The organism is Micromonospora sp. WMMD961 (genome assembly GCF_029626145.1).
Taxonomy (GTDB): Bacteria; Actinomycetota; Actinomycetes; order Mycobacteriales; family Micromonosporaceae; genus Micromonospora.
In genome coordinates this window covers 1,661,147-1,687,554 of sequence record NZ_JARUBJ010000002.1, presented here as the reverse complement: position 1 = coordinate 1,687,554, position 26,408 = coordinate 1,661,147, and the positions used below count along the sequence as shown (strand labels likewise).

Sequence of the window (26,408 nt, the reverse complement as noted above, 5' to 3'; positions counted from 1 at the left end):
GACATGCGGCTAAGCCTGACGCATCTCACGCGATGAGTCAACTGATCCCACATGTTGGTTAACGGAGTCCGGCGCGTCGGCCGGTGACGCGCCATCGGCAGGCGGGCTGAGCTGCCCCGACCCAGCCGGATTGCGACGCGGCGCGGGCACCGGAGCAGGCCGGGCACCCGGTGAGGTCGCCGCCTCCAACATGGCCTCCAGGTGCTCGGCCGGCACCCCCCAGCCGAAGAGGGCGCCCTGGCCGAACCGGCAACCGGCGGCCACCACGGCAGCCAACTCGGTCGGCGTGGTCACCCCCTCGGCGATCACCTCCAGCCCCAACTGGTGACCCAGCCGCATCACGATGTCGACCATCGGCGCGAACGCCGGGCCGTCCTGGCCGACCGGGCGGACCGGCTCGTGCTCGGCGACCAGGCTGTGGTCGATCTTCAGGATGTCGATCGGAAGCCGACGCAACTGCCCCAGCGACGAGTAGCCGGCCCCGAAGTCGTCCAGCGCGATCCGGACACCTGTCAACCGCAACGCGGTCAGCCGCCGGATCAGCTCGTCCAGGTCGGTGGCGACGGCGTGCTCGGTGACCTCCAGCACCAGCCGCTGCGGCGGCACGTGGTGGGCACGCAGCGCCTCGGCGACCTGGACCACGTACTCCGGGGCGTGCAGCTCACGCGGGGACACGTTGACCGACACCCAGACGTCGTGCCCGTCCGCCAGCCACCGGGAGAGCTGGTAGCAGGCCTGGTGCAGCACCCAGGCACCGAGAGGAGCGATCATCCCGCACTCCTCGGCGAGCGGGATGAACTCGTCCGGACGGACGTTGCCCAGCTCGGGGTGGTGCCAGCGGAGCAGTGCCTCCGCACCGACCGGCCGCACCGACGGCAGTGACGCCACCGGCTGGAAAGCCAACCGCAGCTCGTCGCGGTCGATCGCGCCCCGCAGTTCGTGTTCCACAGCGGTACGCCGCCGCAGGAACTGGTCGTAGGCGGCGTCGTAACGCTCGATGCGGTTCTTGCCACGCTGCTTCGCGTAGCGCAGAGCCAGGTCGGCGTGGCGCAACAGCAACTCCACGTCCGGCTCGCCGGCCCAACCGGCCACCCCGATGCTGACCGACAGGAAGACCGGCCCCTCCGGCTCGTCGTACGGCCGGTTGAGCACCCCGAGCAACCGCTCGGCGACCCGGTCCGCCTCGGCCGGCCGGCCCTGCATGAGTACGGCGAACTCGTCGCCACCCAACCGGGCGGCGACGTCGCCGGGGCGCAGGTTGCCACGCAGCCTCCGGCCCACCTCGGCCAGCACCGCGTCGCCCACGTCGTGGCCACGCATGTCGTTGACGTTCTTGAAGCCGTCCAGGTCGAGGCCGAGCAGGACGCGGGGGGTGCCCGCAGCGGCGCTGTCGTGCAGCGCGCGGAGCAGGCCACGCCGGTTGGCCAACGACGTCAACGGGTCGGTGTGCGCCAGCTCACGGAAGTGCGCCTCCCGCTCGGCCAGGCGGTCCGCGTACCCCCGGACGTCGCGGAGGGTGAGGTACTGCCGCGCCACCAGGGCGAAGCCTTCCACGCTGCCGGCTACGATGCCCGCCGCGGTGAACCGGCCGTCCTGGGCGAGGTGGTACATCGCCGAAGCGGCCATCGCCAGCATCGGGGCGATGGCGTACTCGCCGTCGCGACCGATCAGGTCCAACTCGACCTGCCCCGGCCGGTCGGCCCGGTGCACCGCGAACGCGACGGTCAACAGGCCGGCGGCGAGCACCGCCGCACCGGTCAGGGCCATCGTCGGCCCAGCCTGGCAGAGCCCGGCACTGAGGCCCAGCCCGCCGCAGGTCACCGCGGTGATGCCGGTGCTCAGGACGGCGAGCCGCCGACGTGGACTCACGGCCCGGAAGACCACGATCACGGCGAGCCCGGCCGCGAGCGCGGCGCTCACCGTGGTGACCAGGATCGCCGGGCAGGCCATCGGGGTGGCGGCGCCGAGCAACCGGGTGGGCTCGGAGAAGAGCACCCAGCCGACGAACCACAGCGCGGCGGCCATGACCAACCCGTCCAGGGCGAGTCGGGCCGTTCCCGTCGCGGTCGCGGCCACCCCCGGCAGCCGGAGCAGGCCGGCGGCGAAGACCAGCCCGCTCACCGCCGTGCCGATCGCCACCACTGTCGCCCACCCCGTGCGCTGCCCCTGCTGGTGGGCCCAGTGTTCGTTCGCGGTGAGCGCGGCGAGGACCCCGACCAGCAGGCTGAGCAGTGCTCCCCCGGCGGCGGCGGCGAGCAGCACGTGTGCCGGCCGGTGCGGCCCGGTGCGCCGCCGGGCGATCGCGGTCAGCAGCCCGGTGGCCACGGCGGCGACGAGCCCGCTGACCACCGCGACAGCGACCATGCCCGGGGGGAATTGCACGCCCTCAAGAGTGCCGGATGCGCGCACCCCGTGGGGGACTGGGTGTGCATCTGTTGGGACACGGCACCCACCGGGGAGGGCCGGCGCGGCGGCGGTGTCATGCTGGTATGCATGCCTGAGCTGCGGTCGAGGACTTCCACACACGGACGGACGATGGCTGGCGCCCGGGCCCTCTGGCGGGCCACCGGGATGACCGACGACGATTTCGGCAAGCCGATCGTCGCCATCGCCAACAGTTTCACCCAGTTCGTGCCTGGTCACGTACACCTCAAGGACATGGGTGGCCTGGTCGCCGACGCGGTCGCCGAGGCCGGCGGGGTGGGCCGGGAGTTCAACACCATCGCTGTCGACGACGGCATCGCGATGGGCCACGGCGGCATGCTCTACTCGCTGCCCAGCCGGGAGCTGATCGCCGACGCGGTGGAGTACATGGTCAACGCCCACTGCGCGGACGCCCTGGTCTGCATCTCCAACTGCGACAAGATCACCCCCGGGATGCTGCTGGCCGCGCTGCGGCTCAACATCCCGACCGTCTTCGTCTCCGGCGGCCCGATGGAGGCCGGCAAGACGATGGCGATCGAGGGCGTGGTGCACAGCAAGATCGACCTGATCGACGCGATGATCGCCTCGTCGAACGAATCGGTCACGGACGAGCAGCTCGGCGAGATCGAACGCTCCGCCTGCCCGACCTGCGGCTCCTGCTCCGGCATGTTCACCGCCAACTCGATGAACTGCCTCACCGAGGCGATCGGGCTGGCGCTGCCCGGCAACGGGTCGACGCTGGCCACCCACGCCGCACGCCGGTCGCTCTTCGTCGAGGCCGGCCGCACCGTCGTGGACATCGCCAAGCGGTGGTACGACGGCGACGACGACTCCGTGCTGCCGCGTACGGTCGCCTCCAAGGCCGCCTTCGAGAACGCGGTCGCCCTGGACGTGGCGATGGGCGGCTCCACCAACACCGTGCTGCACCTGCTCGCCGCCGCCCGCGAGGCGGAGCTGGACTTCGGCGTCACCGACATCGACGCGATCTCCCGGCGGGTGCCGTGCCTGGCCAAGGTCGCACCCAACTCCCCGAACTACCACATGGAGGACGTGCACCGGGCCGGCGGCATCCCCGCGATCCTCGGCGAACTGGACCGGGCCGGGCAGCTCAACCGCGACGTGCACGCCGTGCACTCCCCCTCGCTGGCGCAGTGGCTGACCGACTGGGACGTGCGCGGTGGCTCGCCGAAGCCGGAGGCGGTCGAGCTGTTCCACGCCGCGCCGGGCGGTGTGCGCACCGTCGAACCGTTCTCCACCACCAACAGGTGGTCGTCGCTGGACACCGACGCGGCCGGTGGCTGCATCCGGGACCGCGAACACGCCTACTCGGCCGACGGCGGGCTGGCCATCCTGCACGGCAACCTGGCGCCGGCCGGCAGCGTGGTGAAGACCGCCGGGGTGCCGGACGACAGCCTGACCTTCCGCGGCCCGGCGAAGGTCTACGAGTCGCAGGACGACGCGGTGACCGCCATCCTCGCCAAGCAGGTCGTCGCCGGGGACGTCGTGGTGATCCGGTACGAGGGCCCGAAGGGCGGCCCCGGCATGCAGGAGATGCTCTACCCGACCTCGTTCCTCAAGGGACGGGGGCTGGGCCGCTCCTGTGCGCTGCTCACCGACGGCCGTTTCTCCGGCGGCACCTCCGGGCTCTCCATCGGGCACGTCTCCCCCGAGGCCGCCTCCGGCGGGCTGATCGCCCTGGTCCGCGACGGCGACGAGATCGTCATCGACATCCCCAGTCGGTCGATCGAGCTGAACGTGCCCGCCGAGGAGCTGGAGGCACGACGGGTGGCCGAGGAGAAGCGCGACAAGCCGTACACCCCGACCGACCGGCAGCGCCCGGTGTCGGCGGCGCTGCGCGCGTACGCCTCGATGGCCACCTCGGCCAGCGACGGCGCCTACCGCCGCGTCCCGGAGTGACCGTCGCCCGCTGATATCGGGGTGTCCCACTGGCTCGGACACCCCGATATCGACGAAACGCGGTCCCCGGATGTCGGTCGTGTGGGCTAGCGTGTCGTCGATCAATTCGGGGAGAGCCCGGATTCCTTCGGGGAAGAGGCGTGCACGTGGCATTTGGCAAGAAGTCCGTGGCGGTGGCGGTGGCGGCGCTCACCGCGTTCGCTGTCTCCGCGTGCGGCACGACGTCCGGCGGGTCCGACGGGTCCGACGCCCCCAAGCAGCCCAGCGTTCTGGAACTGCTGGCCAGTGACCTGAAGGGGTCGCTGCAGAAGACCGCCGAGGCCACCACCAAGAGCGACTCGGTGACCGTGAGCATGACGGGCACGGCCGGCGGCGAGAAGGTCGAGATGAGCGGCGTCATCGACCTCGGCGACCCGGTCAAGGCCGAGATGACGGTGAAGGACCCGAAGGGCGACCCGACCGTCGTCCGGATGGTCGGTGCGGTCGTCTACGTCGAGATCCCCGCAGCGGACCGCGCGGAGATGGACGGCAAGCGGTGGATGAAAATGGACCTGAGCACCGCCGGTGAGCAGGCAGGGATGAACTTCGGTAAGCAGTTCGAGGACATCGACCCGACCAAGCAGGTCAAGACACTGCTCGCCACCGAGGGCACGAAGGTGGTCGGGCAGGAGACGGTGAACGGGGCGGCCACCGTCCACTACACCGTCGCCGTCCCGGTGGCGACCCACCTTCAGCAGATGGACGCGAAGCTGCGGGCGGGCGTCGAGCAGCAGATGACCAAGATGGGCGTCAAGGAGATCACCACCGACCTGTGGGTCGACGAGCAGTACCGGCCCCGCCGGGCGACTCTGAAGATGGGCCCGCTGGGCGATCTGCAGATGGACTACACCGACTACGGCAAGGCGGTGACGGTCGAGACGCCGCCGACGGCGGAAACCCTCGACTTCGCCGAGATGCTCAAGGGTTTGCAGGGCCTGACCACCAGCTGATCAGGACCGGATTGCTGCCCGGCCGGCGCGGAGACGCGCTTGGTCGGGCAGCGCCGTACCAGGACCCAGGCAGCCCTCACACCTAGGCCGTCCAGCGCTCTACGCTCATCGTTCGACAGCGCACTCAGCCGGGTCGAACATCGGATCCTCGATCGCCTTCAGCAGCGGTCGGGATGCCACGTGCTCCGGCCTGATGTGCCGCCCGAGCACCACAACCGCCACCGACGATGCGCCAGCGCTCTTCAACGCGTACGCCAGCGACTGCGCCCGCGAACCGGTCGTCCAAGTGTCGTCCAGTACCAGCGGCCGAACGCCGACGCTCTCGACCGGAAGCTGGACCGTGAACCAGTCGCGCTGGAACGTCCGTGTCTCAGATCCGTGGCGGGGATTGGACAGCGCCGCGAGCCACGGCAGTCCAAGACGGTCGCCGATCAGATCCTGCAGGGGGTGCGGATGGGCCTGGCCCCGGGTGCTCGGCACGACCACCACGTGGGTCGGAGCACCGCCCATCCGATCAGCGACGCAGTCGCGGTGCCGCTGCAGGAACAGCAGCAGCAGTGCGAGCAGATTCCACCTAGCCTGGGCCGACCCCGGCTTGGCCTTGTACAAGCGCAGGTGGTGATGATGCTGACCGGTACGCGGCGAGTAAGCGATAGGAACGACCACGTCGGCGAGCAGGCCACCAGACGCCGTCTGGTGTTCCTGACAGGGATAGCAGTAGTCGAACCCGGGAGTGCGGACACCGCGACACGTCGGGCAGATCCAGGGGAGGGCAGGCAGGGGATTTCGAAGGAAGTTCCGCTGGGTCTCGACGTACTCCCGGACCCTGGCCCACGGGTCAGAGGCTGGCGAAGTCAGGAAAGCCCTCCAACTCGGCCGCAGCCGGTGAACGGTCGAGAATGGCGTCGACCGCCTCCACCAGGTCCATGGTCCCGTGCGCGACGTGGACGCCGGGCCGCGCGGCGAAGGCGCGTGCCCAGTCGTGCCGCATCACCTGACTGGTGAGCACCACGGGCCGACCGTGCTGAAGAGCTAGCCGCGCCTGGATCCGGGCTCCACTGCGTTCGCCGGCTTCGATGACCACGGTGGCCGCGGCGTAGCCGCTCATCACCGCGTTTCGCATTGGGAAGCTCTGCTTTGTGGGGGCGGCATCGGGCCAAAACTGGCTGAGCACCAATCCGACCTTTGCGATGTGCTCCTGGAGCGCGCGGTTGACCGTCGGGTAGTGGTGACGAATCCCGGTCCCGATGACCGCGACCGTGCGTCCCCCTGCCGCGAGTGCCGCCAGGTGGGCTGCGGTGTCGATCCCTTTCGCCAGACCGCTGACGACCGTCACACCACGGCGGGCAAGTGATTCTGATACCGAGCTGGCGATCTCGACGCCTCGATCGCTCGCCTCGCGGCTGCCGACCACTGCGATGGCCCGAGCGTCGGGGCGCGACTCACCTCGGGCGAAGAGCACTGGTGGCATCTCGCGGATGTCACGCAGCTGGGCGGGGTAGTCGTCGTCGAAGAAGGCCCGCACTGTAATGCCCTCAGCCCGCCAGCCGGCGAGTTCGCCGGCCGCGGCCTCGATCAGCGAGTCGACGGAGCGGGTGTCGGGAAAGAGCGTGTCGGTCTGCCCGACGACCCGGCGCAGGACTGCCAGCGCGGTGCCGACCTCCTGAATGTCGTGCACGGCATCAGACCAGCCGAGGTCCGGCTGCCGCAGCAGCGCAATCAGCGCCGCCCGCTCCACCGTCACCCGGTCCATGCCCCTGATCGTAGAGGCAACTCCCGGCCGCCCGGCCCACCGGCCACGCGGAGCCGGCAGAGAAGCCCGGCGGACATCACTTCGCCCCACACGATCGAACATATGTTCCCTCAGCCCTCAGGTCAACCGAAGATCGCGCAGGTCGAGGGCTTGGGCGAGGAGGCGTACGCCGTCCTCGTCGTGACGGTGCACCGTGCAACCGGCGCGGGTGAAGCGCACGGTGACCACCTGCCCGGCGTGCCGGGCGGCCAGGTGCCACAGTTCCGGCTCGGGGTCGGCGACGTCGCGCGGTCCAGAACGGGGCACAGGTATCGGCGCTGTCGGGTCGGTCGGGGCGGCCCTGGCGACGGCGTCGGTCAGACACTCGCCGCACCAGGCGAGCGCGGCGGCCAGGCTCGGTCGGTGCGGAAAGTCGTCGGGGCGGACGGGGGCGTCGAGCGGCTGCACCTGCACCGACCAGCGCACTCCGTCGGTGAGCAACGGGTCACCCGTGTTGTGCCGCAGGTCGCACACGGCCACCACGAGCGCCAGGTCGAGGCCGAGGGCGAGTCGCAGCAACTCTGGCAGCGGCGGTGCGTCCGGACGTGCCGCCACCACGATCAGCCGGCCGGCCGCCGTGCCCCGGCCAGCCTGGCGTACGTATTCCCGCACCGGGTCGGCCCCGGCCCAGGGCAGGGTGACGTACCCGTCGCGTAGGTATCGGTCGATCTCGTGCCCGCCGTCAGCGTCGGCGAGGTCTTCGGGTCGCGCGCCGAGAAGGGCGGCCCAGGATCCGAGCCGGTAGCGGTCCGGAAACTGCACGACGGGTTTGCCGCCCGGTTGGGTGGTGACCAGCGGAGTGACTTCGGGCGTACCGGTTTGCCAGGCCAGGTGCACCACCCGGTGCCGCAGGTCGGTGACGGTGACCAGCACGGTCTGGTGCAGACGCCGGGTATCGCCGCACGTGAAGCAGCGCAGCGCGGATGGGCGCAGGCCGGCGCCGCAGCAGTGCGGGCAGTCGGTGTCAGCCGCGCGACCGCCGAGCCGGCAGTCGCAGGCGCGTATTCGGCTGTGTGGTCGGCAGTCCGGGCAGGGCCGCCAGCAGGCGGGTTCACCCAGCCAGGACGGGTCGGGTGGTTCGTAGCCGCGGCTTACCGGCACCCGCGCACTGCGGACGACCTGGCCGGTGGGCTGCTCCGCGAGGGTCTCCACAGGTTCGCCAGCGTGCAGACTCGTGTGCCACCAGCGGCCGTCGCGCCACAGGGCCTGCGCGCCGGGCAACTCGCCGCCGGCCAGGTCGACGCAGTCAGCGAGGACGCTTCGTTCGAGTTGGTCGACGTCCACGGCCGGGGCAGCGGGTGGGCGCGGCGAGTCGGGGCGGAGCAGTCGGGCGGCGGCGGCCATGCCGCGCTCGGCAAGACCGGTGAGCGCGCCGGCCACGTCGGTGCTGGTCAGCGCTTCCGGGAGGTCTCGACACCAGCCGGGCAAGCCGGAGGGCACCGGGCTGCCGGGCACCTCGTACCGGACGGCCCAACCGAACCCCCCGCCGTGCCGGCGGGCCTCGACGACCAGGTCGAGCAGCAGCAGGTCGGCCACCGCGCAGAGCCGGGTCAGCCGGGCGGCCGGGTCGACGGTGGGCGCGGCGGTGGATCGGCCCAGCACCAGCCGCCAGGCGACGTGGTCTGCCCGGAGGAGGGCGTGGGCCTCCAACTCGTGCCGCAGCGCCTCGGGAAGGTCGGGTCGCCACTGCCGGTCCAGCCACAGCGAGGGCACGTCGGCCTCGTCCACGACCGCGCCCACGATGGCGGCGAGCTCGCGTACCCGGAGGACAAGGTCGACCAACCAGCGGCCCGTCGGGTCGCGGTGGGGGTGGAGGCCGCCGGGCACCACCTGATGGGACGCGACCGCGCCGGTGTCCAGGTTGGCGACGGAGACCACGAGCTGCGCCCGCCGCCGGCCGCGCCGGCCGCAGCGATAACAGGGGTACGCGACGCGGCCCGTGCCGCGGCACTGCTCGCAGCTTCGGTACGCCTCCCGGCGCGGCCCGAGCACGTCGGTGTCGGCATCGGCGAGAAATCGGTCCCCGTAGGCGGTGCACCGGCACGGGTCCAGGGTGAAGGTCAACCCGTCGCAGTCGGGGCAGGTCACGACGGGTGCGGCGGTCACCGACACCGCCGGGAGGCGCAGTCACCGTCGTGCTCAACCCGCCGCACGCACCGCCGGCTGCCGTCGAGCGGCAGGTCGCAGAAGACCCGATGGCGTACGCCCTGCGCGTCCTCGGCGGACACCGTGGTTTCCCCAGCGTCCACCTCGGACAGGAAGCTCAGCGAGCGGGCCAGGGTGCCTGCGAAGTGTTGGGCAGCCGGCAGATCGGCGGCGGTGAACGGCAGGTGCGCCACCCAGCGGGCGCTCACCGGCGGGCCGCCAGATCCTCGCGGGCCCGCTGGGACTGCCAGCACTTCAACGCGTCCTTTATCCGCTCGGTCTCCCTCCGGCTGCTGCCCAACGCTGCGTACACCTCGGCCAGATCATGAGCGACGCGGTCGAGGAACTCGGCGACCTCCACGGCGTCCACCCCACGGCGGCCACGTCGGGTGAAGCTGCGGTCGCGGACCTGCCAGGGCTTCAGGGGTACGTAGTTGGCCGCCCGGTAGAACGCCGGCCGGGGTGGCTCGGCCCGGAGTTGACGGAGAAACGCGCGCACGAAGCAGCACCACCCTTCCTCGCAATTGTTCGACGTCCATTGGCGTGGGAATTGCGCGTCCATCGCCGCTGTCGGGACCATCTTGTAAGGTCAGAGACACCATTGCAATGAATGTCCAATCACACTGTTCCGGTATTTGTGGGCAACATTCCCCTGTTGCACAACGGCTGTCGGGATGTTGCAAAACTCAACAGGAAGGAGAGCCGGGTGGCCGATGACATGGGCTCGACGGTGCCCCGACGCCAGCTCGGCAGGGCACTGCGTGACCTGCGCACCGAGGCCGGGGCGACCCTCGACGCAGTCGCCGAAGCGCTGGAGTGCAGCCGCCAGAAGGTGTGGCGGATCGAGAGCGGGCTCGGCTCGGTGCGCGGCGTCGACGTCCGCGCGATGTGCGAGCTGTACGGAGCGACGGGCGAACTGACCCGGGCGCTGACCTCACTGGCCGGCGAGACGAAAGCGAAGGGGTGGTGGCACGCGTACGGTGACGCCGTCCCGGAATGGTTCGAGCTGTACGTGGGGCTCGAATCCGCGGCGTCCCATCTGCGCTTCTACAAGAACAGTCTTGTGCCCGGCATCCTCCAGAGCCGCGACTACGCCCGGGGCATCTACCGCATCGACCAGCCCGACATGAGCGACGACGACCGGGAGCGGGTGGTCGAACTTCGAATGCAACGGCAGTCCCTGCTGACCCGTCGCTTACCCAGGGCTCCGCAGGTGCAGGTGGTGCTCTGCGAATCGGTACTCCTCCGGCCGGTGGACGACGCCGAGACCATGGCCGGGCAACTCCACCACCTTCTGGCGATGAGCCGGATGTCGAACGTGTCGATTCGGATCTTGCCGCTCACTGCCGGCCCTCACTATGGTGCGGTGGGCGGCGAGTTCGTTCTTTTGGACTTTCCGCTCGGTAACCGAAGCACTCCCGAGCCGCCTGTGGTCTACAGCGAATCGTGGACAGGCTCGCTGTACCTCGACCGGCCCGCCGAATTCGCCGCCTACGAGAAGGTCTGGGCGGGGCTGCTCGACCGCAGCCTTGATGAGGGACAATCGTTCCAACTGATCAATAAGATCATCGGGGAGGTCCACCATGGCTGATCTGACCGACGCCCACTGGCGCAAGAGCACCCGCAGCGGCGGCAACGGCGGCGAATGCGTCGAAGTCGCCGACAACCTGCCCGGCATCGTCGCCGTACGCGACAGCAAGGACCCGCACGGCCCCACCCTCGCTTTCCCCTCTGCCGCGTGGGCCACGTTCGTCCAAGCGACCGGCACCTTGCGCTGAGGCTTCGGTGGGTGTCTCGGGGGTCGCCCGGACACCCACCCACCTTCGGGGCTGCGGTGTGTAGCAGGGTTCGCTAACGTGCGACAGTGACCATCGGCGATGTCAAGGTGACCATCCGGAAGGGCGATCAAGCGCTCGACAAGGCCCAGATGAGCATCGGGAAGGCCAGCGCCAAACTCGCCGACGCGTCCGCACTGACGCTCGCCACACTGCACGACAGCGAGCGCGGCGAGGCAGAGAATTCACGCGTAGCACTTCGCGAGGCAGCGGACGAAGTCGAGCTGGTGCTTCGCCGCATCACGGCCGCCAAGGAACATGCTGCCGCCTACCTCGCCGCCATCGGATGAGCGAAAGCCTCGGCGAGGTAGTCGCCCAACTGCGCGGTGCCATCGACACCCTCCGCAGCGCCGCCGTGGTCGCGACGCGCGCACAGGCCGACGCGGAGGAAGCCCTCGCGCACTACAGCCAGGCAGCTCGGGGCAGCAGCCACCCACAGCTCACCGGTGCACTGACCGAGAGCAGAACTGCCGCCGAGAAGGCCGGCAAACTCGCCCGCCTGATCAGCGAGGCAGCCGACCACGTCAGCGCCTACTCCAACGCGGTCGCTCCCGGCTCCGCACCGACCCGGCAGCCGACCGATTCGGCCACGCCGTCCGGCGAGGATCTGCTCACCGAGGCCGTGGAGCGCGAATCCGCACGGAAGAACGTCGCATCCTTCCTGAGTACGATGACCAGGAAGGCTGAGGATCTTCAGGACAACACCCAGAAGTCCGTGGCGGCGGCCAGGGAAGCGTTCGAGATTGTTCGAGGTCCACAAGGTCCGGCAGGGGCTCAGCAAGCCGGCACCACAACGCCAGCAGTCGGATCGACCGTTGGTCAGCGTCTACTCAACGAGGCACCGGACGCGGCGGGGCACCTCGTCGTGGTGGGGCTGGTGGCGAGTATCGCCCTCCACCGCTCCGTTCAATCAATCCGCAAGGGAATAGCGAGGTTACGAGATCGTGAGCGTACGGACCGAGTTCAGCGACCTGATCCGGGCGATGGCGCGGCGTGACTGGGGCACGGTGGACCAGCTCCTGGACGGGTTGGAGACTTCCGGCTGGCAGGGCGGTAACCAGATGATTGGCGCGGCGTTCGCCATCGCGGTCAACGACCGCTTCGCCGCCGACCATTCCCCCACCGCGGTCGCCCGGTTCGTAGCCGAGACCCGCGACCAGTTCACCGGCGCGGAGTCACTGCCTACGCTGGAGATGGAGGGTCTCGTCCGCGCGGCCCTCGGTGAGGTCGGGCTGATCGACAATCTCAGCCCCGAGACCGCCCTCCAGATGCAGATCGTGTTCCTCGGCAAGCTGCTTCAGGACCGCGATCCAGACGAGGCGCAGTTGGAGGAGTTCATCGCCGACGTGGAGCGGACGGCTGCCGAGTTCATGTGATCGGCGGGACTGCGTGTCGCCGCCATCTCAGATAGTGTCCGTGCGACCACGCAGACGTGAACTCGTTGCGCGATCGGCAGACGGAGGCGGCATGGCCAGCATCGAGGAAGTCAAGGCGGCGCTGATGCAGGCCGCCGAGCAGGGCAACGCCTCGGTCAACCAGATCCGGGCCGCCGCCGAGAACACCGAGCAGATGCTGGCCCGGCTACGCGCAATCTCCGCCGGCACCGGCCACCCGACGATCGCCGAAGCCATCGCCCGAGGCGAACAGAGCAAGCAGCGCCTGGCCGAAGCCATGACCCTGGTGCAGGGCAGCTCGGAGGCGGCACGCCGCTACATCAGCGTCCTCGGCTGAACAACACCGACGCGACCGAGCGGCTGATCAGCGCCGCACTGAACCCGGATATCGAGACGGACATCGATCCCCAGATGGCCGGAAGGTTCAGGGTCTGGTGATCCTGCGAATCCTGGGTCTCACGGTGCCACTTCGGACGAAGACCTGGACGCCCTGCTCGCCGAGGCAACTGAGCTCGCCAGCCGGGTGTGAGCCGACTCTGTACTCGAGAGGGTTAGAGCGCCGCCCGCTTGCAGGGCTCGTCGCGATCATGACACTCGGCAGGGGCTGACGGAGTGGCTGCCGGCCCGGCAGAATGATTCCGTGAGAGCCTATGTCGGAGTGACCGACGGGGATTGGTCGCGGTTCCTGGCTGCTCGCCCGCACCTCACCGAAGTCAACTTTTGGCGTCCCGCGGGTTCTCGGGTCTTTCGCGCGTTGTCACCCGGCGAGCCCTTCTTCTTCAAAAGCCACCACCCGCACAACAGCGTGGTGGGCGGCGGCTTCTTCAGCGGGTTCGCGCAGTTGCGCATCTCAGAGGCGTGGGACCTGTTCCGGGAGGGAAACGGGGTCCCGGACCTCGCCGCGATGCGGCGAATCGTCGGACGCTACCGGTCTGATCCGATCGCCGGCTCCGAGGACCCGCTTATCGGCTGCGTCCTCATCCGTGACACCGTCTTCTTCCCCGCCGATGAGCCATCCGAACCACCGCCGCTGTTTGCCCCTAACGTTGTGCAGGGCAAGGGTTACGACGTCGCGGACCATGCGGCGTCCGGGTACTTCGAGATGTTGATGGGACGACTGCTCGGAGCGTCGGTTGAGATCGACCTCAGCCAGCCGTGGCACCGGCCCGGACCGGTGTTCGGAGATCCGCGGCTGATGCCGAACCGGTTGGGGCAGCAGTCGTTCAAGGCTGTGGTGCTTGACGCGTACGGCCGCCGGTGTGCGATCACCGGTGACCGGATCCAGCCGGTGCTCCAGGCAGCACACATCAGGCCGCTGCCGGCGGGTGGCGAGCACAGGTTGGACAACGGGCTGTTGCTCCGGTCCGATGTTCATACTCTCTTCGACCACGGCTACTTGGGCGTCGACCCCAAGTACCGCCTGATGGTCAGTCCGCGCCTACGGGCAGAGTTCGGCAACGGAGAACAGTTCTATGCCCGCGCCGGCACCGCGATCGCTGTTCCGGCCGCCGCTCGCGACCGCCCGCATCGCCAGTTCCTCGAATGGCATCTCGACGAGGTGTATCAGGCGGCCTGACCAAGGGCACCTGAAGCCTGGGCGTCGGCGAGCCCGGTGTCTCAGGCCGTTCCGCGTGGTTTACTCGCAGGGAACGGCCGCAAGGCCAGGAAACCAGAGGGCACAGCCATGTTGTTGAGTTTTCGCTTCGCCAACCACCGGTCGTTCCGCGACGAGCAACAACTCAACCTCACGCCGGCCTACCGCAGTGACGAACACGAGCAGGCGGTCCGGGTGGTCGGCATCTTCGGTGCCAACGCCTCTGGTAAGTCCAACTGTCTGGACGCTCTGGCATTCATGCGCCGCTTCGTGATCTTCTCTGACCGGGACGTCGAGCCTGGGCTCGGCGTGGCTCGCGAGCCGTACCGAATGACGGCTGAATCGCTCGAAGCCCCGTCCCACTACGTCGTCGACCTCGATCTCGACGGAGTACGGCACACGTACGGTTTCACCATCGACAACGACGCCGTCCTCGACGAGTGGCTCTACCACTATCCGCTGAAGCGAAAGCGGCGGGTCTTCGAGCGCAACGGCGACACTTTCGCCTGGGGTGAGGACTCGGCCCAGCGTCTACTGCTGGAGCGGATCGCCGAGGTCACCGCCCCCACCGCACTCTTCGTCAGCACCATGGCTCGCTTCGATCGCCGACAAGCCGCGCCGGACGAGCCGGGAGGCGAGCCACTGCGCGCTGTCTACCGGTGGTTCCAAGGCATGTCGACGCGGAGCCAACCCCACGTGGGCGGCAGCTATCGATCCGGCTGGCCGCGGAGCGACGCCAGCCGGCGCACCCTGGTCGAGTTGTTGCGGGCGGCCGACGTGGGGATCGTCGATGTGGTCGAGGTGACCACCACGGTGACCGACGAGCAGCCGACGCTCTTCCAGCCCTCAGACTTGGCTGTCAACGAGCGAAGGATGCTGCGGAACGCACGCAACAGGGCGAGCCGGGAGCGGAAGCGGTTGACGTTCGCCCACCAGGGGCCAGCAGGCGAGGTCCAATTCGAGTTGGCCGAGGAGTCGACCGGGACCCAGCAGCTACTCGGCCTCGCAATCGAAGCCGCCGATGTCCTCAGCCAAGGCGGCACCATGTGCGTGGACGAGATAGACGCGAGCCTGCATCCACTGCTCACCGCGAAGCTCATCGGCCTGTTTCAGTCCACCGCTTCGAACCCCCGGCACAGTCAGCTCATCTTCACCAGTCACGACGCGGCTCTGCTTGGCACCATCGACACCGAGGAGATCCTGCACCGTGACGAGATCTGGTTCGTGGAGAAGGACGCCGATGGAGCATCAACGCTGTACCCGTTGACAGACTTCAAGCCTCGCAAGGAGGGTGAGAACCGACAACGCCGCTACCTGAACGGCAACTACGGCGCGGTTCCGGACCTTTCGACGTATCTGTTCGAGCAGGCGCTCGCGGCCCGAGGACCGGTGGATGGCGAAGCCACAGACTGACCAGCAGCAACGCAAGGGCCGCGCCAAGGTCGGCGCGACCCGGGTGACCGACCTTCGTCGCAGGGTCTCCGTCAGAGAGCAGCGGCGGACCATCCTCGCTGTCACCAACGGCAAATCGACCGAGCGGGGCTATCTTGAAGGGCTTCGGTGGGAGCCGTGGCTTGAGCACCGCCTCGTCGTGGCGGTGGAGACAGGCTCGCCGATCGATGCAGCGCGAGGCGCAGCTCGTCGCCGTAATGACAGTGACTTCGACGAGGCCTACGTCATCTGCGACGTCGACCACTACCCACCAGAGCTTTCAGAGCGAGAAGCGCGACGACACGACGTGACTCTTCTCTGGTCGAACCCCTGCTTCGAGGTCTGGCTCATCCTGCATCTGGACTTGTGCACCCGTTACCTGGAAGACGCCAAGAGGGCGGAGGCTCTGCTTCGCAAGCACCTGCCGCACTGGGACAAGACCAGGCTCGACTTCGACGACTTCCGCAACGGCATCGAGGCCGCCACCGAACGGGCGCAGACGCTGCCGCCTCCCCCTGCCGCGAACCCGTCAACCGCGGTGTGGCGGTTGGCGCTGGTGCTTCGTGGATAGTGGCCGTGCTCGGTGCGGTCGACGGTCAGCCGGCGGACACGACGTGGTCGATGACCAGGTGGGCGGCGCCGGTGATGCCGACGTCCTGGCCGGCGGCGACCCGTTCGATGAGCAGGGTCTGGGTGGCCAGCGGCAGGCACCGCTCGTAGAGGGTGGCCCGCATGCTGGCCAGCAGCGGCTCGCAGTCGGCGAGCCGACCGCCGATGGCGACCACCTGCGGGTTGAAGAAGTTGACCACGACGGCCAGGATCTCGCCGATGGCCCGTCCGGCCTGGCGGGCGAGCGCCGTGGCGTGCCGGTCGCCGTCGTCGATCAGGCGGAGCACGCCGGTCAGGTCGTCCACCGGTACGCCCTGCTCGCGTAGCGCGGTGACCAGGGCTGCGCCGCTGGCCACCGCCTCCAGGCAACCGGCGTTGCCGCAGCTGCACAGCGGCGCCGGATCGGCCACCACCCGGCAGTGGCTGATGTCCCCGGCGGATCCCTGTGCGCCCCGGTGCAACTGTCCACTGGAGATCACCCCGGAGCCGATTCCGGTGCCAGCCTTGATGTAGACGGCATGGTCCATCTCGGCGTGTGCCGTGCGGTGCGCGCCGAGCGCCATCAGGTTGGCGTCGTTGTCCACGATGACCGGCACGTCGACCCGGCCGGCGCAGAAGGCGGCGACGTCGAAACCGTTCCAGCCGGGCATCCGGGACGGGCTGACGATCCGTCCGGTGGCGTGCTGCACCGGACCGGGTATGCCGATGCCGATGCCCCGCAGCGCGCCCGCCGCGACGCCGCCAGCAGCCAGCGAAGCGCCGGAAGCGCCGCCGGGAGCCGCCGTCGCACCGCCGGAGGCGCCCGGGGCGGCTCCTCCGGCCAGCGCGGTGACCTCGGCCAGCAGCGTGCCGAGCACGGATTCCGGGCCGTCCTCGATGCGGACCGGCAGGGTGCGGGCCTGGACCACCCGCCCGGAGAGATCCAGTGTGCCGATGCGCGCGTGGTGGGCGCCGAGGTCGATGGCACCGACCACGGCGCCGCCGATGGGTACGGCGAGTTGGCGCGGTCGTCGTCCGCCCCGGGAACGACCAGCGCCGGCCTCCTCCAGCAACCCTTGGTTGATCAACGCCTCGACCCGTTGGGAGACCGTCGAGGGCGAGAGCCCGGAGAGCCGGGACAGGTCGGCGCGACTGACGGCGGCTCCGGTGGCCACCCACCGCAGCAGCTCCCGGGGACCACCCCGGAGGGCTTCGCGTGGCGCGTCGTCAATCGTCACGTCAGGTTCTTAGCATCCGCAGTTCGTTCAAGCAACCGGTTGACTTAGTTTGTTGGCTACCTTTAGATGGCGCTGTTGGTTCGATATGAAGCTTACTTAGTTCGAATGTCGAAGAAAGTAGGGCCGTCTGGTGGCACCGGAGACGACGGGCGCGGACCGACCCATGGTGTCGGTACGCGGCCTGCACAAGTGGTTCGGTCCGCTGCACGTGCTCAAGGACATCGACCTCACGGTGGCCGCCGGCGAGGTGGTCGTCGTGGTGGGGCCGTCCGGCTCCGACAAGTCGACACTGTGCCGCTGCCTCAACCGGTTGGAGACGGCCGGGCAGGGCAGCATCGAGATCGACGGCGAGCCGCTGCCGGCCGAGGGCCGTGCGCTGGCCCGGCTGCGCGCCGACGTCGGCATGGTCTTCCAGTCCTTCAACCTCTTCGGGCACAAGACGGTGCTGGACAACGTCACCCTCGGCCCCACCCGGGTCCGCAGGATCGCCCGACCCGAGGCGCGGCAGCAGGCGATGGCCCTGCTCGATCGCGTCGGCATCGCCGACAAGGCGGACCACCACCCGGCCCAACTCTCCGGCGGGCAGCAGCAGCGGGCCGCTATCGCCCGGGCCCTTGCGATGCAGCCGAAGGTGCTGCTCTTCGACGAGCCGACATCGGCGCTCGACCCGGAGATGGTCAACGAGGTGCTCGACGTGATGGTCTCCCTCGCCAGCGAGGGGATGACCATGATCGTGGTCACCCACGAGATGGGCTTCGCCCGCCGCGCCGCCGACCGGGTCGTCTTCATGGACGACGGCCGCATCGTCGAATCCGGCGCCCCCGACGACTTCTTCGCAGCTCCGCGCACCGAACGGGCTCGCGACTTCCTGTCCAAGATCCTCCAGCACTAGCCCCCAACGGGAGGGTGTCATGTCAATCCTCAAGATGAGCTTCACCGGGCGGCGCTCGCTCGCCCTCACCGCCACCGCCGTGGCGGTGGCCCTCGCCGCCACCGGCTGCGGCGGTGACAGCGGCAGCAGCGCCCCGACGCTGCCGGGCAACCCCGGCCTGGGTGGCGACGGCGTGGTCGCCCAGTCGGTGTACGACGCCGCCCCGGTCGCCGCCGACGCGGACATCCCGGCCGGCTCGACCATGGACGCGATCCGCAAGCGCGGGTACCTGAACGTCGGTGGCTCCCTGGACGCGCCGCTGCTCGCCCAGCAGAACCCGGTCAGCGGCACCATCGAGGGCTTCGACGCCGACATGGCCAAGCTGCTGGCGAAGTACATCATCGGCAAGCCCGAGGTGAAGACGACGACCATCGGCACCCAGACCCGGGAGGCCATGCTCCAGGCCAAGTCGGTCGACGCCGTCTTCCAGACGTACACGATCACCCCGCAGCGGGCCACCCAGGTCGCGTTCGCCGGCCCTTACCTCACCTCCGGTCTCGCGGTCGGGGTCCGCAAGGACGACACCTCGATCAAGAGCGTCAAGGACCTCGCCGGCAAGACCGTCATCGTCGGGGCGAACACCCCCGCGGTCACCGCGCTGCCCTCGGCCGCTCCCGGCTCGAAGCAGATCGCCTTCGGCACCGACCCGCAGGCGTTGCAGGCGCTGCTGCAGAAGCGCGGCGACGCGTACGTGCAGGACTTCACGCTGCTCGCCTCCGGCGCCAAGGCCAACCCGGGCATGAAGGTGGTCGGCGAGCCGTTCACCACCGAGGCGTACGGCATCGGCCTCAACAAGGAGGACGCGCAGTTCAAGGAGTTCGTCAACAACTGGCTGAAGAAGATCCAGGCCGACGGCACCTGGGCGAAGGTCTGGGAGGGCACCCTCGGCACGGTGGTGGAGGGTGGCGCGCCCACCCCGCCCGCCCTCGGCTCCGCCGACGGTTCCTGAGAATCCTCCCGTACCGATGGACGCCCTCACCGCCCACCTGAGCGAGCTCGGCCACGGCCTGGTCACGACTGTCGAACTGACAGTCGTGACCACCGTCGGCGCGATGCTGCTGGGCATCGTCGTGGCCACCCTGCGGATCGCACCCGTCCCGCTGTTGCGCGCCATCGGCACGGCGTACGTCGAGGTGTTCCAGAACCTGCCGCTGCTGGCTCTGCTGGTGCTCTTCGTCTTCGCCCTGCCGACCATCGGCATCACGTTCCCGCTGTTCACCTCCGCCGCGATCGTCATCGCCGTGTACGAGGGGGCGTACCTGGCCGAGGCGATCCGCGCCGGGATCAACACGGTCGGCGTCGGCCAGGCCGAGGCGGCCCGCGCCATCGGGTTGACGTTCGGACAGTCCCTGCGGCACGTGATCCTTCCGCAGGGACTGCGGGCGGTCATCCAGCCGATCGGCAACATCTGCATCGCGCTGCTGATGAACACCTCGCTGGCCGCCGCCGTCGGAGTGGTCGAGCTGACCCAGGCGGCCAACACCGTGAACCTGGTCGAGGCCCAACCGATCGCCGTCTTCACCGGCGCGGGTCTCGCCTACATGCTGCTGGCGCTGATCATCGGTCAGGTCACCGGCCTGCTCGAACGAAGGCTGGCGATCGTCCGATGAACAAGACGCAACAGATCCTCTTCGACGAACCCGGCCCGCGCGCCCAGCGGCGGATCCGGATCGCCACAGTGGTGGGTGCCGTCCTGCTGGTCGCCGCCGCAGTGGCGGCCGTTCACCAGTTCGCCAGCCACGGCGAGTTGGCCGCCGCCCGGTGGGAACCGTTCACCACCTGGCCGATCTGGCGGTACCTGCTCAACGGCCTCTGGGCCACAGTCCGGGCCGCCGCCGCGACCGCCGTGCTCAGCGCCGTGCTCGGGTTGTTGCTGGCGCTCGGACGCCTCTCCGCGCACCGACCGCTGCGCTGGCTGGCCGGCGCGTACGTGGAGATCTTCCGGACCGTCCCCACCCTGCTGCTGATCTACGTGACGCTGTTCGCGCTGCCGCAGTACGGGATGAACTTCCCGCTCTTCTGGAAGCTCGTGGTGCCGCTGGTGGTGTCCAACTCGGCAGCGTTCGCGGAGATCTTCCGATCCGGCATCCTGGCCCTGGACCGTGGGCAGACCGAGGCCGGACTCGCCGTCGGGCTGCGCCGTGGACAGGTGATGGCGCTGGTGGTCCTGCCCCAGGCGCTGCTCCAACTCACGCCGTCCCTGGTCAGTCAACTGGTCGGGCTGCTCAAGGACACCTCGCTCGGCTTCGTGGTCAGCTACACCGAGCTGCTGTACAGCGGGCAGGTGCTCTCGTCGTACACCCATCTGCTGATCCAGACGTTCCTGGTGGTGGCGCTGATCTACCTCGTGGTCAACGCCTCGCTGTCGAAGTTCGCCCGCGTACTCCAGGCGCACAACGGTCGCTTCGGCGGCCGGCGCGGGGGACGCAAGACCGACCTGCCCCCGCCGCTCATCGAAGGGACCACCCCCCGGTGACCATCTTCCGTTACGCCGAACTGGCTCGGGTCGTCCGCAACGGCTTCGTCGAGAGCCGGCACTACGGCAGCGTCGTGGTGCTCGCACCGGACGGCACTGTCGTCCTCGCCGCCGGCGTACCCGACGAGCCGGTGCTCCCCCGGTCCACGCTGAAGCCGGTGCAGGCACTGGCCTGCCGGGTCGCGGCGGGCGACGGGCTGACCGGCCCGGCGCTGGCCCTCGCCGCCGGCAGCCACACCGGCGACGACCGGCACGTCGCTGTGGTCCGGGCGATGCTGGCCGGCGTCGGCCTGACCGCGGACGCGCTCGGCTGCCCGGTGGACTGGCCGGAGGACGAACCGACCCGGGAGCGGCTGATCCGCGCCGGCGGGCAGCGCGACCGGATCCGGATGAACTGCTCCGGCAAGCACGCCGCGATGCTCGTCGCCGCCGTCGCCCGGTCCTGGAGCACCCACGACTATCTCGACCCGGAGCACCCGCTGCAGCGGGAGACCGCCGCCGCGGTCGCCCGGCTGGCCGGAACTCCGATCGCGCACCACGCCGTCGACGGTTGCGGCGCACCCCTGTTCGGCCTGCCGCTGACCGGCCTGGCCCGCACGTTCCAGGCGTTGGTCACCGCACCCGCCGGCAGCGACGAGGCGCTGGTCGCGCAGGCCATGCGCCGATACCCGGAGTACGTGGGCGGCTGGCACGGGCACCCGAACACCGACCTGATGAGGGCGCTTCCCGGCGTCCTGGCCAAGGGCGGGGCCGAGGGCGTGCTCGCTGTGGCCGCCCCGGACGGTCACGCCGTCGCGGTGAAGGTGGTCGACGGTTCACCCCGAGCCACCACCGCCATCGCGCTCGCCGCCCTCGACGCCGTCGGCGTACCGGTGGGCGGCGCCGACGCGCTGCGCCAGGTGCCGGTGCTCGGCGGCGGCGAACCGGTCGGCGCCGTCACGGCCGTCATCGACTGGACCGCGGCCTCGTCCCGCACCGAAGCGGCCTCGTCTCACTGAAGCGGCATCGTCTCACTGAAACGGCCTCGTCTCGCACCGAAGCGGCATCGTCTCGCACCCAGAAGGAAGAGTCATGAGCACATTCGAGATCTGCATCGACAGCGTCGAGGGAGCGGTCGCCGCCGAGGAGGCCGGCGCCGACCGGGTGGAGCTGTGCTCCGCGCTCTTCGACGGTGGCCTGACCCCCAGCCTGGGCACCATCGAGACGACACTGCGCGCCGTCAACCGGATCCGGGTCCACGTGATCGTCCGGCCCCGGGCCGGCGACTTCATCTACTCGCCGTTCGAGATCGAGGCGATGGAGCGGGACGTGCGGGCCGCCGTCGCGGCCGGCGCGCACGGCATCGTGATCGGCGCGTTGACCGCCGATGGCGACGTCGACGTGCCGACCACCCGCCGGTTGATCGCCGCCGCCGGTGACGTCAGCATCACCTTCCACCGCGCGTTCGACATGACCCGCGACCCGTACGCGGCGCTGGAGCAGCTGATCGAGCTGGGCGTACACCGGGTGCTCACCTCGGGCCAGGAGGTCAGCGTGCTGGAGGGTGCCCCACTCATCGCCGAGCTGGTGCGCCGGGCCGCCGGACGGATCGTCGTCATGCCCGGTGGTGGCATCACCCCGCGCAACATCGCCCGGATCGTCGAGGCGACGGGTGCCGACGAGTACCACTTCGCGGCCCTGGTCAGCTCGGACAGCCCGGCCGTGCACCGCAACCCGGCGCCGCTGATGGGCGGCAGCCTGAACCGGCCCGAGTACGAGCGCTCCGGCACCTCCGGTGCCCTGGTCGGCCAGGTGCTCGCCGCCGCCCGCGCCTGACCCCGCCGGATCGCGCCCCGGGCGTGCTGATCGTGCTCGAACATGGAAGTAGTGGCCTCCCCACGATGGGAGGCCACTACTTCATGGATCCAGCACGATCACCGGACCCCAACCCCACCTCAGACGGAGATCGTTCGCCGATGTCGCGGTGTCCCGCACGCGTGGATACCGCGACATCGGCGACAGGGTGGTGACCAAGCGGCGGCCCGGTTCGGCTCGGGACCTCGGCGGCCGTGCCGCCCGAGGTCGGCTCAGCGTTGGCGGATGTCGTTGACGCAGCGCAGCACCGGGCGGGCGACGAGAGCCGCCGGGTCCAGCGGGGCCCCGGCGCGCACGGTGAACAGCACCGACTCGCCCGGCAGCAGGGTGACCAGGGCTTCGTCCACAGTGGCGGTCGCATCCAGCCGGTCCGCAAAGAGCGCCAGGTCGCGGAGCACGGTGCGGGCCGTGACCCGGACCTGCTGACCGCCGTCGACCGGCTCGACCGTCGCGTCCCAGGCCGCCGAAGGCCAGTCCACGTCCCTGTCCTCGGCGAAGAACCACAGGGCGCGCTCCGTGGTGTCATCAGCCTCCGCGACCAGCAACTCACGGTGCCCTTCGTCCGGTCGGACCAGGTCCGCCGGCAGCGCCAGCACGATCGAGGAGTACGCCGGGACGTCCAGTGCCGTCGTCGTCTTCGCCCGGGACTCACCGGTGAGGGTCACCCGGGTCACCGAGGCCGACGCTTGCCACGGCGTTCCGCCGTCGTTGACCGCGACCAGGGCGAGACCACCGTCGCGCGGTTGCACGGTGAGGAGCCGGTCGGCGTACGCGTGGCGCAGCGCGTACCACAGGGGTTTGCGGCGGCCGTCGCCGTCGACGGCCGACCAGGAGGTCACCGGCCAGCAGTCGTTGAGCTGCCACACGATGGTGCCGGCGCAGACGTCCCGGTGGGAGCGGAAGTGCTCCACCCCGAGTTGGATCGCGCGGGCCTGGTTGAGCTGCGTCAGGTAGTGCCAGTCGTCGAAGTCCGCCGGGGCGGGCAGGTGCGCGTCCAGGCCGCGCTGGAGTTTGGCGTCACCGTTGGCCGCCTTCTGGTGGTGTGCCATGCCCGGTGAGTCGTGGGCGAGGGGTTCGTCGCTCAGCGCGCGGCGCAGTGTGGCGTACGCCGGTGGGGCCTGGTAGCCGAACTCGGCGACGAAGCGCGGCACGTACTCCCGGTACTTCGTGTAGTCGTCGGTGTTCCACACGTCCCAGATGTGGGTGGTGCCGTGCGCCGGGTCGTTGGGGTGGATGGCGTCGCTGCCCGACCAGGGGCTGCCCGGCCAGTACGGGCGGGTCGGGTCGAGGTCGCCGACGATCCGGGGCAGCACGTCGAGGTAGTAGCCGCGCCCCCAGGTGCGTCCGGCGAGGGGCTGCTGCCAGTCCCAGTCGTGCCAACCCCAGATGTTCTCGTTGTTGCCGGTCCAGAGCACCAGCGACGGGTACGGCGACAGCCGGGTCACCTGCTCGGCGGCTTCGGCGGCCACCTCGGTGCCGAAGGGTTCCTCCTCCGGGTAGGCGGCGCAGGCGAAGAGGAAGTCCTGCTGGACGAGCAGCCCACGCTCGTCGGCGAGGTCGTAGAAGTCCGCCGACTCGTACCGGCCGCCGCCCCAGACCCGCAGCAGGTTGACGTTGGCTTCGGTGGCCTGGTCGAACCGCTCGGCGAGGCGGTCGCGGGTGACCCGGGTGGGGAACACGTCGTCGGGGATCCAGTTGACGCCGCGGACGAAGACCGGGACGTCGTTGACCGACAACGCGAACGGGGTGCCGTGCTCGTCGGGCGTGGTGTCCAGTCGGACCGAGCGGAAGCCGATCCGGTGCGACCAGGTGTCCACCGTGTCGCCGTCCGGCCCGTACAGGGTCACGTCGACGGGGTGCCGCGCCTGGTCGCCGTACCCCCGGGGCCACCAGAGCGCCGGCTCGCGGACGGTGAGGGTCAGCACGGCCGTGCGCTGCCCGGCCGGGACGACCACGTCGGCACAGGCCTCGGCGACGGCGGCCCGGACGGTCAGCGGGACGTCCGACGCCCGCTCGACCTCGACGTGCAGCTCGACGCGGCCGTCGCGGCCGTCCATGGTGACCAGTGGGCGGACGGTGGCCAGCCGGGCGGTGGACCAGGCGTGCAGGCCGATCTCCTGCCAGATGCCGGCGGTGACCAGTGTCGGCCCCCAGTCCCAGCCGAAGTTGCAGGCCATCTTGCGGATGAAGTGGAACGGCTCCGGGTAGGCGTTCGGTCGGTCGCCGAGTCGCTCCTGCTGCGCCTCGGCGTAGCGGTACGCGGAGCCGAACGCGACCACCAGGTCGTTGTCGCCGTCGCGCAGCGACGACCGGACGTCGAACCGGTAGCCGCGGTGCATGTTCTCGGTACGGCCGACCTCGACGCCGTTGACGGCGATCGTGGCGACGGTGTCCAGGCCGGCACAGACCAGGTCGACCCGGTCGTGGTCGCCGGACGGCGGCCGGAAGCTCGTCTGGTACGTCCACCCGGTGCGCCCGATCCAGGCCAGCGTCAGCTCGTTGTCGTCGAGACAGGGGTCGGGGATCAGCCCGGCGTCGAGCAGGTCGGTGTGCACGCAGCCCGGCACGGTCGCCGGCACGGCCCGTCCGGCGATGTCGGGTGGCACCTGCGCTCCGTGGGCTGCCCGCAGCATCCAACCGTCGTAGAGTGCCTGTCGACTCAAGGCTTCACCACATCTTCTGCATCGAAAGACGTTCACTGAACCGGATAAGTTGAGCCACCGTACGGTCCGGGTTCCGGGCTGTCAACGGCCGGAAAGCGAAGGAGCACGCCGGTGAAGCGGCCGACAATCGCCGACGTCGCCCGACGCGCCGGGGTGTCCAAGGGCGCCGTCTCGTACGCGCTCAACGGCCAGCCCGGCGTCTCCGAAGCCACCCGGCAGCGGATCCTGACCATCGCCACGGAGATCGGGTTCAGCCCGAGCAGCGCCGCCCGAGCCCTCTCCGCCGCCGCCGCCGGGGCGGTCGGTCTGGCCCTGTGCCGGCCGGCCCGGACACTCGGGGTCGAGCCGTTCTTCATGGCGCTGATCAGCGGCGTCGAGGCCGAACTCTCCGCCCGCTCGTACGCGCTGACCCTCCAGGTGGTGGCCGACCACGACGCCGAGATCGCGGTCTACCGGCGCTGGTGGGGCGAACGCCGGGTCGACGGGGTGCTGGTCTGCGACCTGCGGAGCCACGACCGTCGCATTCCCGCCCTGGAGCAGATCCAACTGCCGGCGGTGGTGATCGGCGGGCCCGGCGGCACCGGTGAGCTGGCCAGTCTCTGGTCCGACGACGCCGCCGCGCTGACCGAGGCGGTGGAGTACCTGGTCGCGCTCGGACACCGGCGGATCGCCCGGGTCGGCGGCCTGCCCGACCTGCGGCACACCGAGATCCGCACCGAGGCCTTCACGGCGGTCTGCCAGCGGCTCGGCCTGGTCGACGCCGTCACCGTCTCGTCCGACTACACCGGCGAGGAGGGCGGCCGGGCTACCCGCCGCCTGCTCAGCTCCGCCCAGCGGCCCACGGCGGTCATCTACGACAACGACGTGATGGCCATCGCCGGGCTCTCCGTGGCCCAGGAGATGGGGCTCACCGTGCCCGCGGATCTGTCCGTCGTGGCCTGGGACGACTCGCCGCTGTGCCGGCTGGTGCACCCGCCGTTGACAGCGCTGGGCCGGGACATCGCGGCATACGGCGCGCACGCCGCCCGTCAGCTTCTCGCCGTCATCGGCGGACACCCGGCCGGCCGGGTGCAGGACGAGACACCCCACCTCACACCGCGCGGCAGCACCGCACCACCCCGGCGGGGATGAACCGGT

At 70.1% G+C, this 26,408-nt stretch carries 26 protein-coding genes; 18 read left to right on the top strand and 8 right to left on the bottom strand.

Translation table 11 applies throughout. The annotated features are described in order from the left end of the window. Window positions 1-9: 9 nt before the first annotated feature. Window positions 10-2,382 carry a bifunctional diguanylate cyclase/phosphodiesterase gene (locus O7614_RS08065; RefSeq protein ID WP_278137850.1) on the bottom strand — a complete coding sequence of 791 codons (2,373 nt, stop codon included), beginning with the start codon at window positions 2,380-2,382 and terminating at the stop codon, window positions 10-12. A 111-nt stretch (window positions 2,383-2,493) separates the two neighbouring features. On the opposite strand from O7614_RS08065, the gene ilvD reads away from it, so the two are divergent. Together ilvD and O7614_RS08055 are read left to right on the top strand one after the other, a co-directional pair. Next, window positions 2,494-4,341, top strand: coding sequence for a dihydroxy-acid dehydratase (gene ilvD, locus O7614_RS08060; RefSeq protein WP_278137849.1), 1,848 nt, complete (start codon window positions 2,494-2,496; stop codon window positions 4,339-4,341). Between the two features lie 140 nt (window positions 4,342-4,481). After that, a complete protein-coding gene (locus O7614_RS08055; RefSeq protein ID WP_278137848.1) occupies window positions 4,482-5,330 on the top strand; it encodes a hypothetical protein in 849 nt (282 codons plus the stop codon). A 105-nt stretch (window positions 5,331-5,435) separates the two neighbouring features. Here O7614_RS08055 and O7614_RS08050 read toward each other — a convergent pair whose 3' ends face one another. The 5 genes from O7614_RS08050 to O7614_RS08030 form a co-directional block, all read right to left on the bottom strand. Then, a complete protein-coding gene (locus O7614_RS08050; protein ID WP_278137847.1) occupies window positions 5,436-5,939 on the bottom strand; it encodes a phosphoribosyltransferase in 504 nt (167 codons plus the stop codon). Between the two features lie 229 nt (window positions 5,940-6,168). Then, on the bottom strand, window positions 6,169-7,083 hold the full coding sequence (locus O7614_RS08045) for a DNA-processing protein DprA (protein ID WP_278137846.1): 915 nt from the start codon (window positions 7,081-7,083) through the stop codon (window positions 6,169-6,171). Between the two features lie 117 nt (window positions 7,084-7,200). After that, window positions 7,201-9,228 (bottom strand): hypothetical protein, encoded by a 2,028-nt coding sequence (locus O7614_RS08040; RefSeq protein WP_278137845.1) that lies wholly within the window; start codon window positions 9,226-9,228, stop codon window positions 7,201-7,203. Then, window positions 9,225-9,476, bottom strand: a complete 252-nt coding sequence (locus O7614_RS08035; RefSeq protein ID WP_278137844.1) for a hypothetical protein — start codon at window positions 9,474-9,476, stop codon at window positions 9,225-9,227. Before O7614_RS08035 ends, O7614_RS08040 begins: the two co-directional genes overlap by 4 nt. Next, entirely contained in the window at window positions 9,473-9,766 is a 294-nt protein-coding gene (locus O7614_RS08030; RefSeq protein ID WP_278137843.1) for a DivIVA domain-containing protein, read from the bottom strand. The genes O7614_RS08035 and O7614_RS08030 overlap by 4 nt, the downstream gene beginning before the upstream one ends. A 111-nt stretch (window positions 9,767-9,877) precedes the next feature. On the opposite strand from O7614_RS08030, the gene O7614_RS08025 reads away from it, so the two are divergent. The 9 genes from O7614_RS08025 to O7614_RS07985 all read left to right on the top strand — a co-directional run bounded on the left by O7614_RS08025 (window position 9,878) and on the right by O7614_RS07985 (window position 16,092). Beyond that, entirely contained in the window at window positions 9,878-10,858 is a 981-nt protein-coding gene (locus O7614_RS08025; protein WP_347404340.1) for a helix-turn-helix transcriptional regulator, read from the top strand. After that, complete coding sequence (locus O7614_RS08020) at window positions 10,851-11,045, top strand: DUF397 domain-containing protein (protein WP_278137842.1); 195 nt, start codon at window positions 10,851-10,853, stop codon at window positions 11,043-11,045. Before O7614_RS08025 ends, O7614_RS08020 begins: the two co-directional genes overlap by 8 nt. An 86-nt stretch (window positions 11,046-11,131) precedes the next feature. Next, window positions 11,132-11,392, top strand: coding sequence for a hypothetical protein (locus O7614_RS08015; protein WP_278137841.1), 261 nt, complete (start codon window positions 11,132-11,134; stop codon window positions 11,390-11,392). After that, window positions 11,389-12,099 (top strand): hypothetical protein, encoded by a 711-nt coding sequence (locus tag O7614_RS08010; RefSeq protein ID WP_278137840.1) that lies wholly within the window; start codon window positions 11,389-11,391, stop codon window positions 12,097-12,099. The genes O7614_RS08015 and O7614_RS08010 overlap by 4 nt, the downstream gene beginning before the upstream one ends. Beyond that, entirely contained in the window at window positions 12,047-12,478 is a 432-nt protein-coding gene (locus tag O7614_RS08005) for a hypothetical protein (RefSeq protein ID WP_278137839.1), read from the top strand. The genes O7614_RS08010 and O7614_RS08005 overlap by 53 nt, the downstream gene beginning before the upstream one ends. Window positions 12,479-12,569: 91 nt before the next feature. Then, window positions 12,570-12,833, top strand: coding sequence for a hypothetical protein (locus O7614_RS08000; RefSeq protein ID WP_278137838.1), 264 nt, complete (start codon window positions 12,570-12,572; stop codon window positions 12,831-12,833). 303 nt (window positions 12,834-13,136) lie between these two features. Next, a complete protein-coding gene (locus O7614_RS07995) occupies window positions 13,137-14,072 on the top strand; it encodes an HNH endonuclease (protein ID WP_278137836.1) in 936 nt (311 codons plus the stop codon). Window positions 14,073-14,108: 36 nt separating this feature from the next. Further along, window positions 14,109-15,503, top strand: a complete 1,395-nt coding sequence (locus tag O7614_RS07990; protein WP_278137835.1) for an AAA family ATPase — start codon at window positions 14,109-14,111, stop codon at window positions 15,501-15,503. Continuing rightward, entirely contained in the window at window positions 15,484-16,092 is a 609-nt protein-coding gene (locus tag O7614_RS07985) for an RloB family protein (protein WP_278137834.1), read from the top strand. Before O7614_RS07990 ends, O7614_RS07985 begins: the two co-directional genes overlap by 20 nt. A gap of 25 nt (window positions 16,093-16,117) precedes the next feature. Here the strand turns inward: O7614_RS07985 and O7614_RS07980 are convergent, their stop codons facing one another. Next, window positions 16,118-17,347 (bottom strand): ROK family transcriptional regulator, encoded by a 1,230-nt coding sequence (locus O7614_RS07980; RefSeq protein ID WP_278137833.1) that lies wholly within the window; start codon window positions 17,345-17,347, stop codon window positions 16,118-16,120. Window positions 17,348-17,510: 163 nt separating this feature from the next. Here O7614_RS07980 and O7614_RS07975 point away from each other — a divergent pair, with 163 nt between their 5' ends. The 6 genes from O7614_RS07975 (at window position 17,511) to O7614_RS07950 (ending at window position 22,569) form a co-directional block, all read left to right on the top strand. Continuing rightward, window positions 17,511-18,239: an amino acid ABC transporter ATP-binding protein gene (locus tag O7614_RS07975; RefSeq protein ID WP_278142186.1), complete on the top strand. Its 729-nt coding sequence runs from the start codon at window positions 17,511-17,513 to the stop codon at window positions 18,237-18,239. Between the two features lie 19 nt (window positions 18,240-18,258). Further along, entirely contained in the window at window positions 18,259-19,227 is a 969-nt protein-coding gene (locus O7614_RS07970; protein WP_278137832.1) for a glutamate ABC transporter substrate-binding protein, read from the top strand. A gap of 16 nt (window positions 19,228-19,243) precedes the next feature. Further along, window positions 19,244-19,888, top strand: a complete 645-nt coding sequence (locus tag O7614_RS07965; protein ID WP_278137831.1) for an amino acid ABC transporter permease — start codon at window positions 19,244-19,246, stop codon at window positions 19,886-19,888. After that, window positions 19,885-20,754, top strand: coding sequence for an amino acid ABC transporter permease (locus O7614_RS07960; RefSeq protein WP_278137830.1), 870 nt, complete (start codon window positions 19,885-19,887; stop codon window positions 20,752-20,754). Before O7614_RS07965 ends, O7614_RS07960 begins: the two co-directional genes overlap by 4 nt. After that, the gene (locus O7614_RS07955) at window positions 20,751-21,752 is read left to right on the top strand and encodes an asparaginase (protein WP_278137829.1); all 1,002 of its coding nucleotides are present in this window, start codon (window positions 20,751-20,753) and stop codon (window positions 21,750-21,752) included. Before O7614_RS07960 ends, O7614_RS07955 begins: the two co-directional genes overlap by 4 nt. A gap of 73 nt (window positions 21,753-21,825) precedes the next feature. Next, window positions 21,826-22,569 carry a copper homeostasis protein CutC gene (locus O7614_RS07950; RefSeq protein WP_278137828.1) on the top strand — a complete coding sequence of 248 codons (744 nt, stop codon included), beginning with the start codon at window positions 21,826-21,828 and terminating at the stop codon, window positions 22,567-22,569. A 251-nt stretch (window positions 22,570-22,820) separates the two neighbouring features. On the opposite strand, the gene O7614_RS07945 is transcribed toward O7614_RS07950, so the two are convergent. After that, entirely contained in the window at window positions 22,821-25,271 is a 2,451-nt protein-coding gene (locus O7614_RS07945; protein WP_278137827.1) for a glycoside hydrolase family 2 protein, read from the bottom strand. A gap of 111 nt (window positions 25,272-25,382) precedes the next feature. On the opposite strand from O7614_RS07945, the gene O7614_RS07940 reads away from it, so the two are divergent. Then, window positions 25,383-26,402, top strand: coding sequence for a LacI family DNA-binding transcriptional regulator (locus O7614_RS07940; protein ID WP_278137826.1), 1,020 nt, complete (start codon window positions 25,383-25,385; stop codon window positions 26,400-26,402). Window positions 26,403-26,408 lie beyond the last annotated feature (6 nt).

Coding starts and splice junctions, on each gene's coding strand:
- ilvD (WP_278137849.1), top strand. CDS start 2,494: ATGCCTGAGCTGCGGTCGAGGACTTCCACACACGGACGGACGATGGCT.
- O7614_RS08045 (WP_278137846.1), bottom strand. CDS start 7,083: ATGGACCGGGTGACGGTGGAGCGGGCGGCGCTGATTGCGCTGCTGCGG.
- O7614_RS08025 (WP_347404340.1), top strand. CDS start 9,878: ATGTCCAATCACACTGTTCCGGTATTTGTGGGCAACATTCCCCTGTTG.
- O7614_RS08020 (WP_278137842.1), top strand. CDS start 10,851: ATGGCTGATCTGACCGACGCCCACTGGCGCAAGAGCACCCGCAGCGGC.
- O7614_RS08010 (WP_278137840.1), top strand. CDS start 11,389: ATGAGCGAAAGCCTCGGCGAGGTAGTCGCCCAACTGCGCGGTGCCATC.
- O7614_RS08000 (WP_278137838.1), top strand. CDS start 12,570: ATGGCCAGCATCGAGGAAGTCAAGGCGGCGCTGATGCAGGCCGCCGAG.
- O7614_RS07985 (WP_278137834.1), top strand. CDS start 15,484: ATGGCGAAGCCACAGACTGACCAGCAGCAACGCAAGGGCCGCGCCAAG.
- O7614_RS07975 (WP_278142186.1), top strand. CDS start 17,511: ATGGTGTCGGTACGCGGCCTGCACAAGTGGTTCGGTCCGCTGCACGTG.
- O7614_RS07970 (WP_278137832.1), top strand. CDS start 18,259: ATGTCAATCCTCAAGATGAGCTTCACCGGGCGGCGCTCGCTCGCCCTC.
- O7614_RS07965 (WP_278137831.1), top strand. CDS start 19,244: ATGGACGCCCTCACCGCCCACCTGAGCGAGCTCGGCCACGGCCTGGTC.
- O7614_RS07960 (WP_278137830.1), top strand. CDS start 19,885: ATGAACAAGACGCAACAGATCCTCTTCGACGAACCCGGCCCGCGCGCC.
- O7614_RS07950 (WP_278137828.1), top strand. CDS start 21,826: ATGAGCACATTCGAGATCTGCATCGACAGCGTCGAGGGAGCGGTCGCC.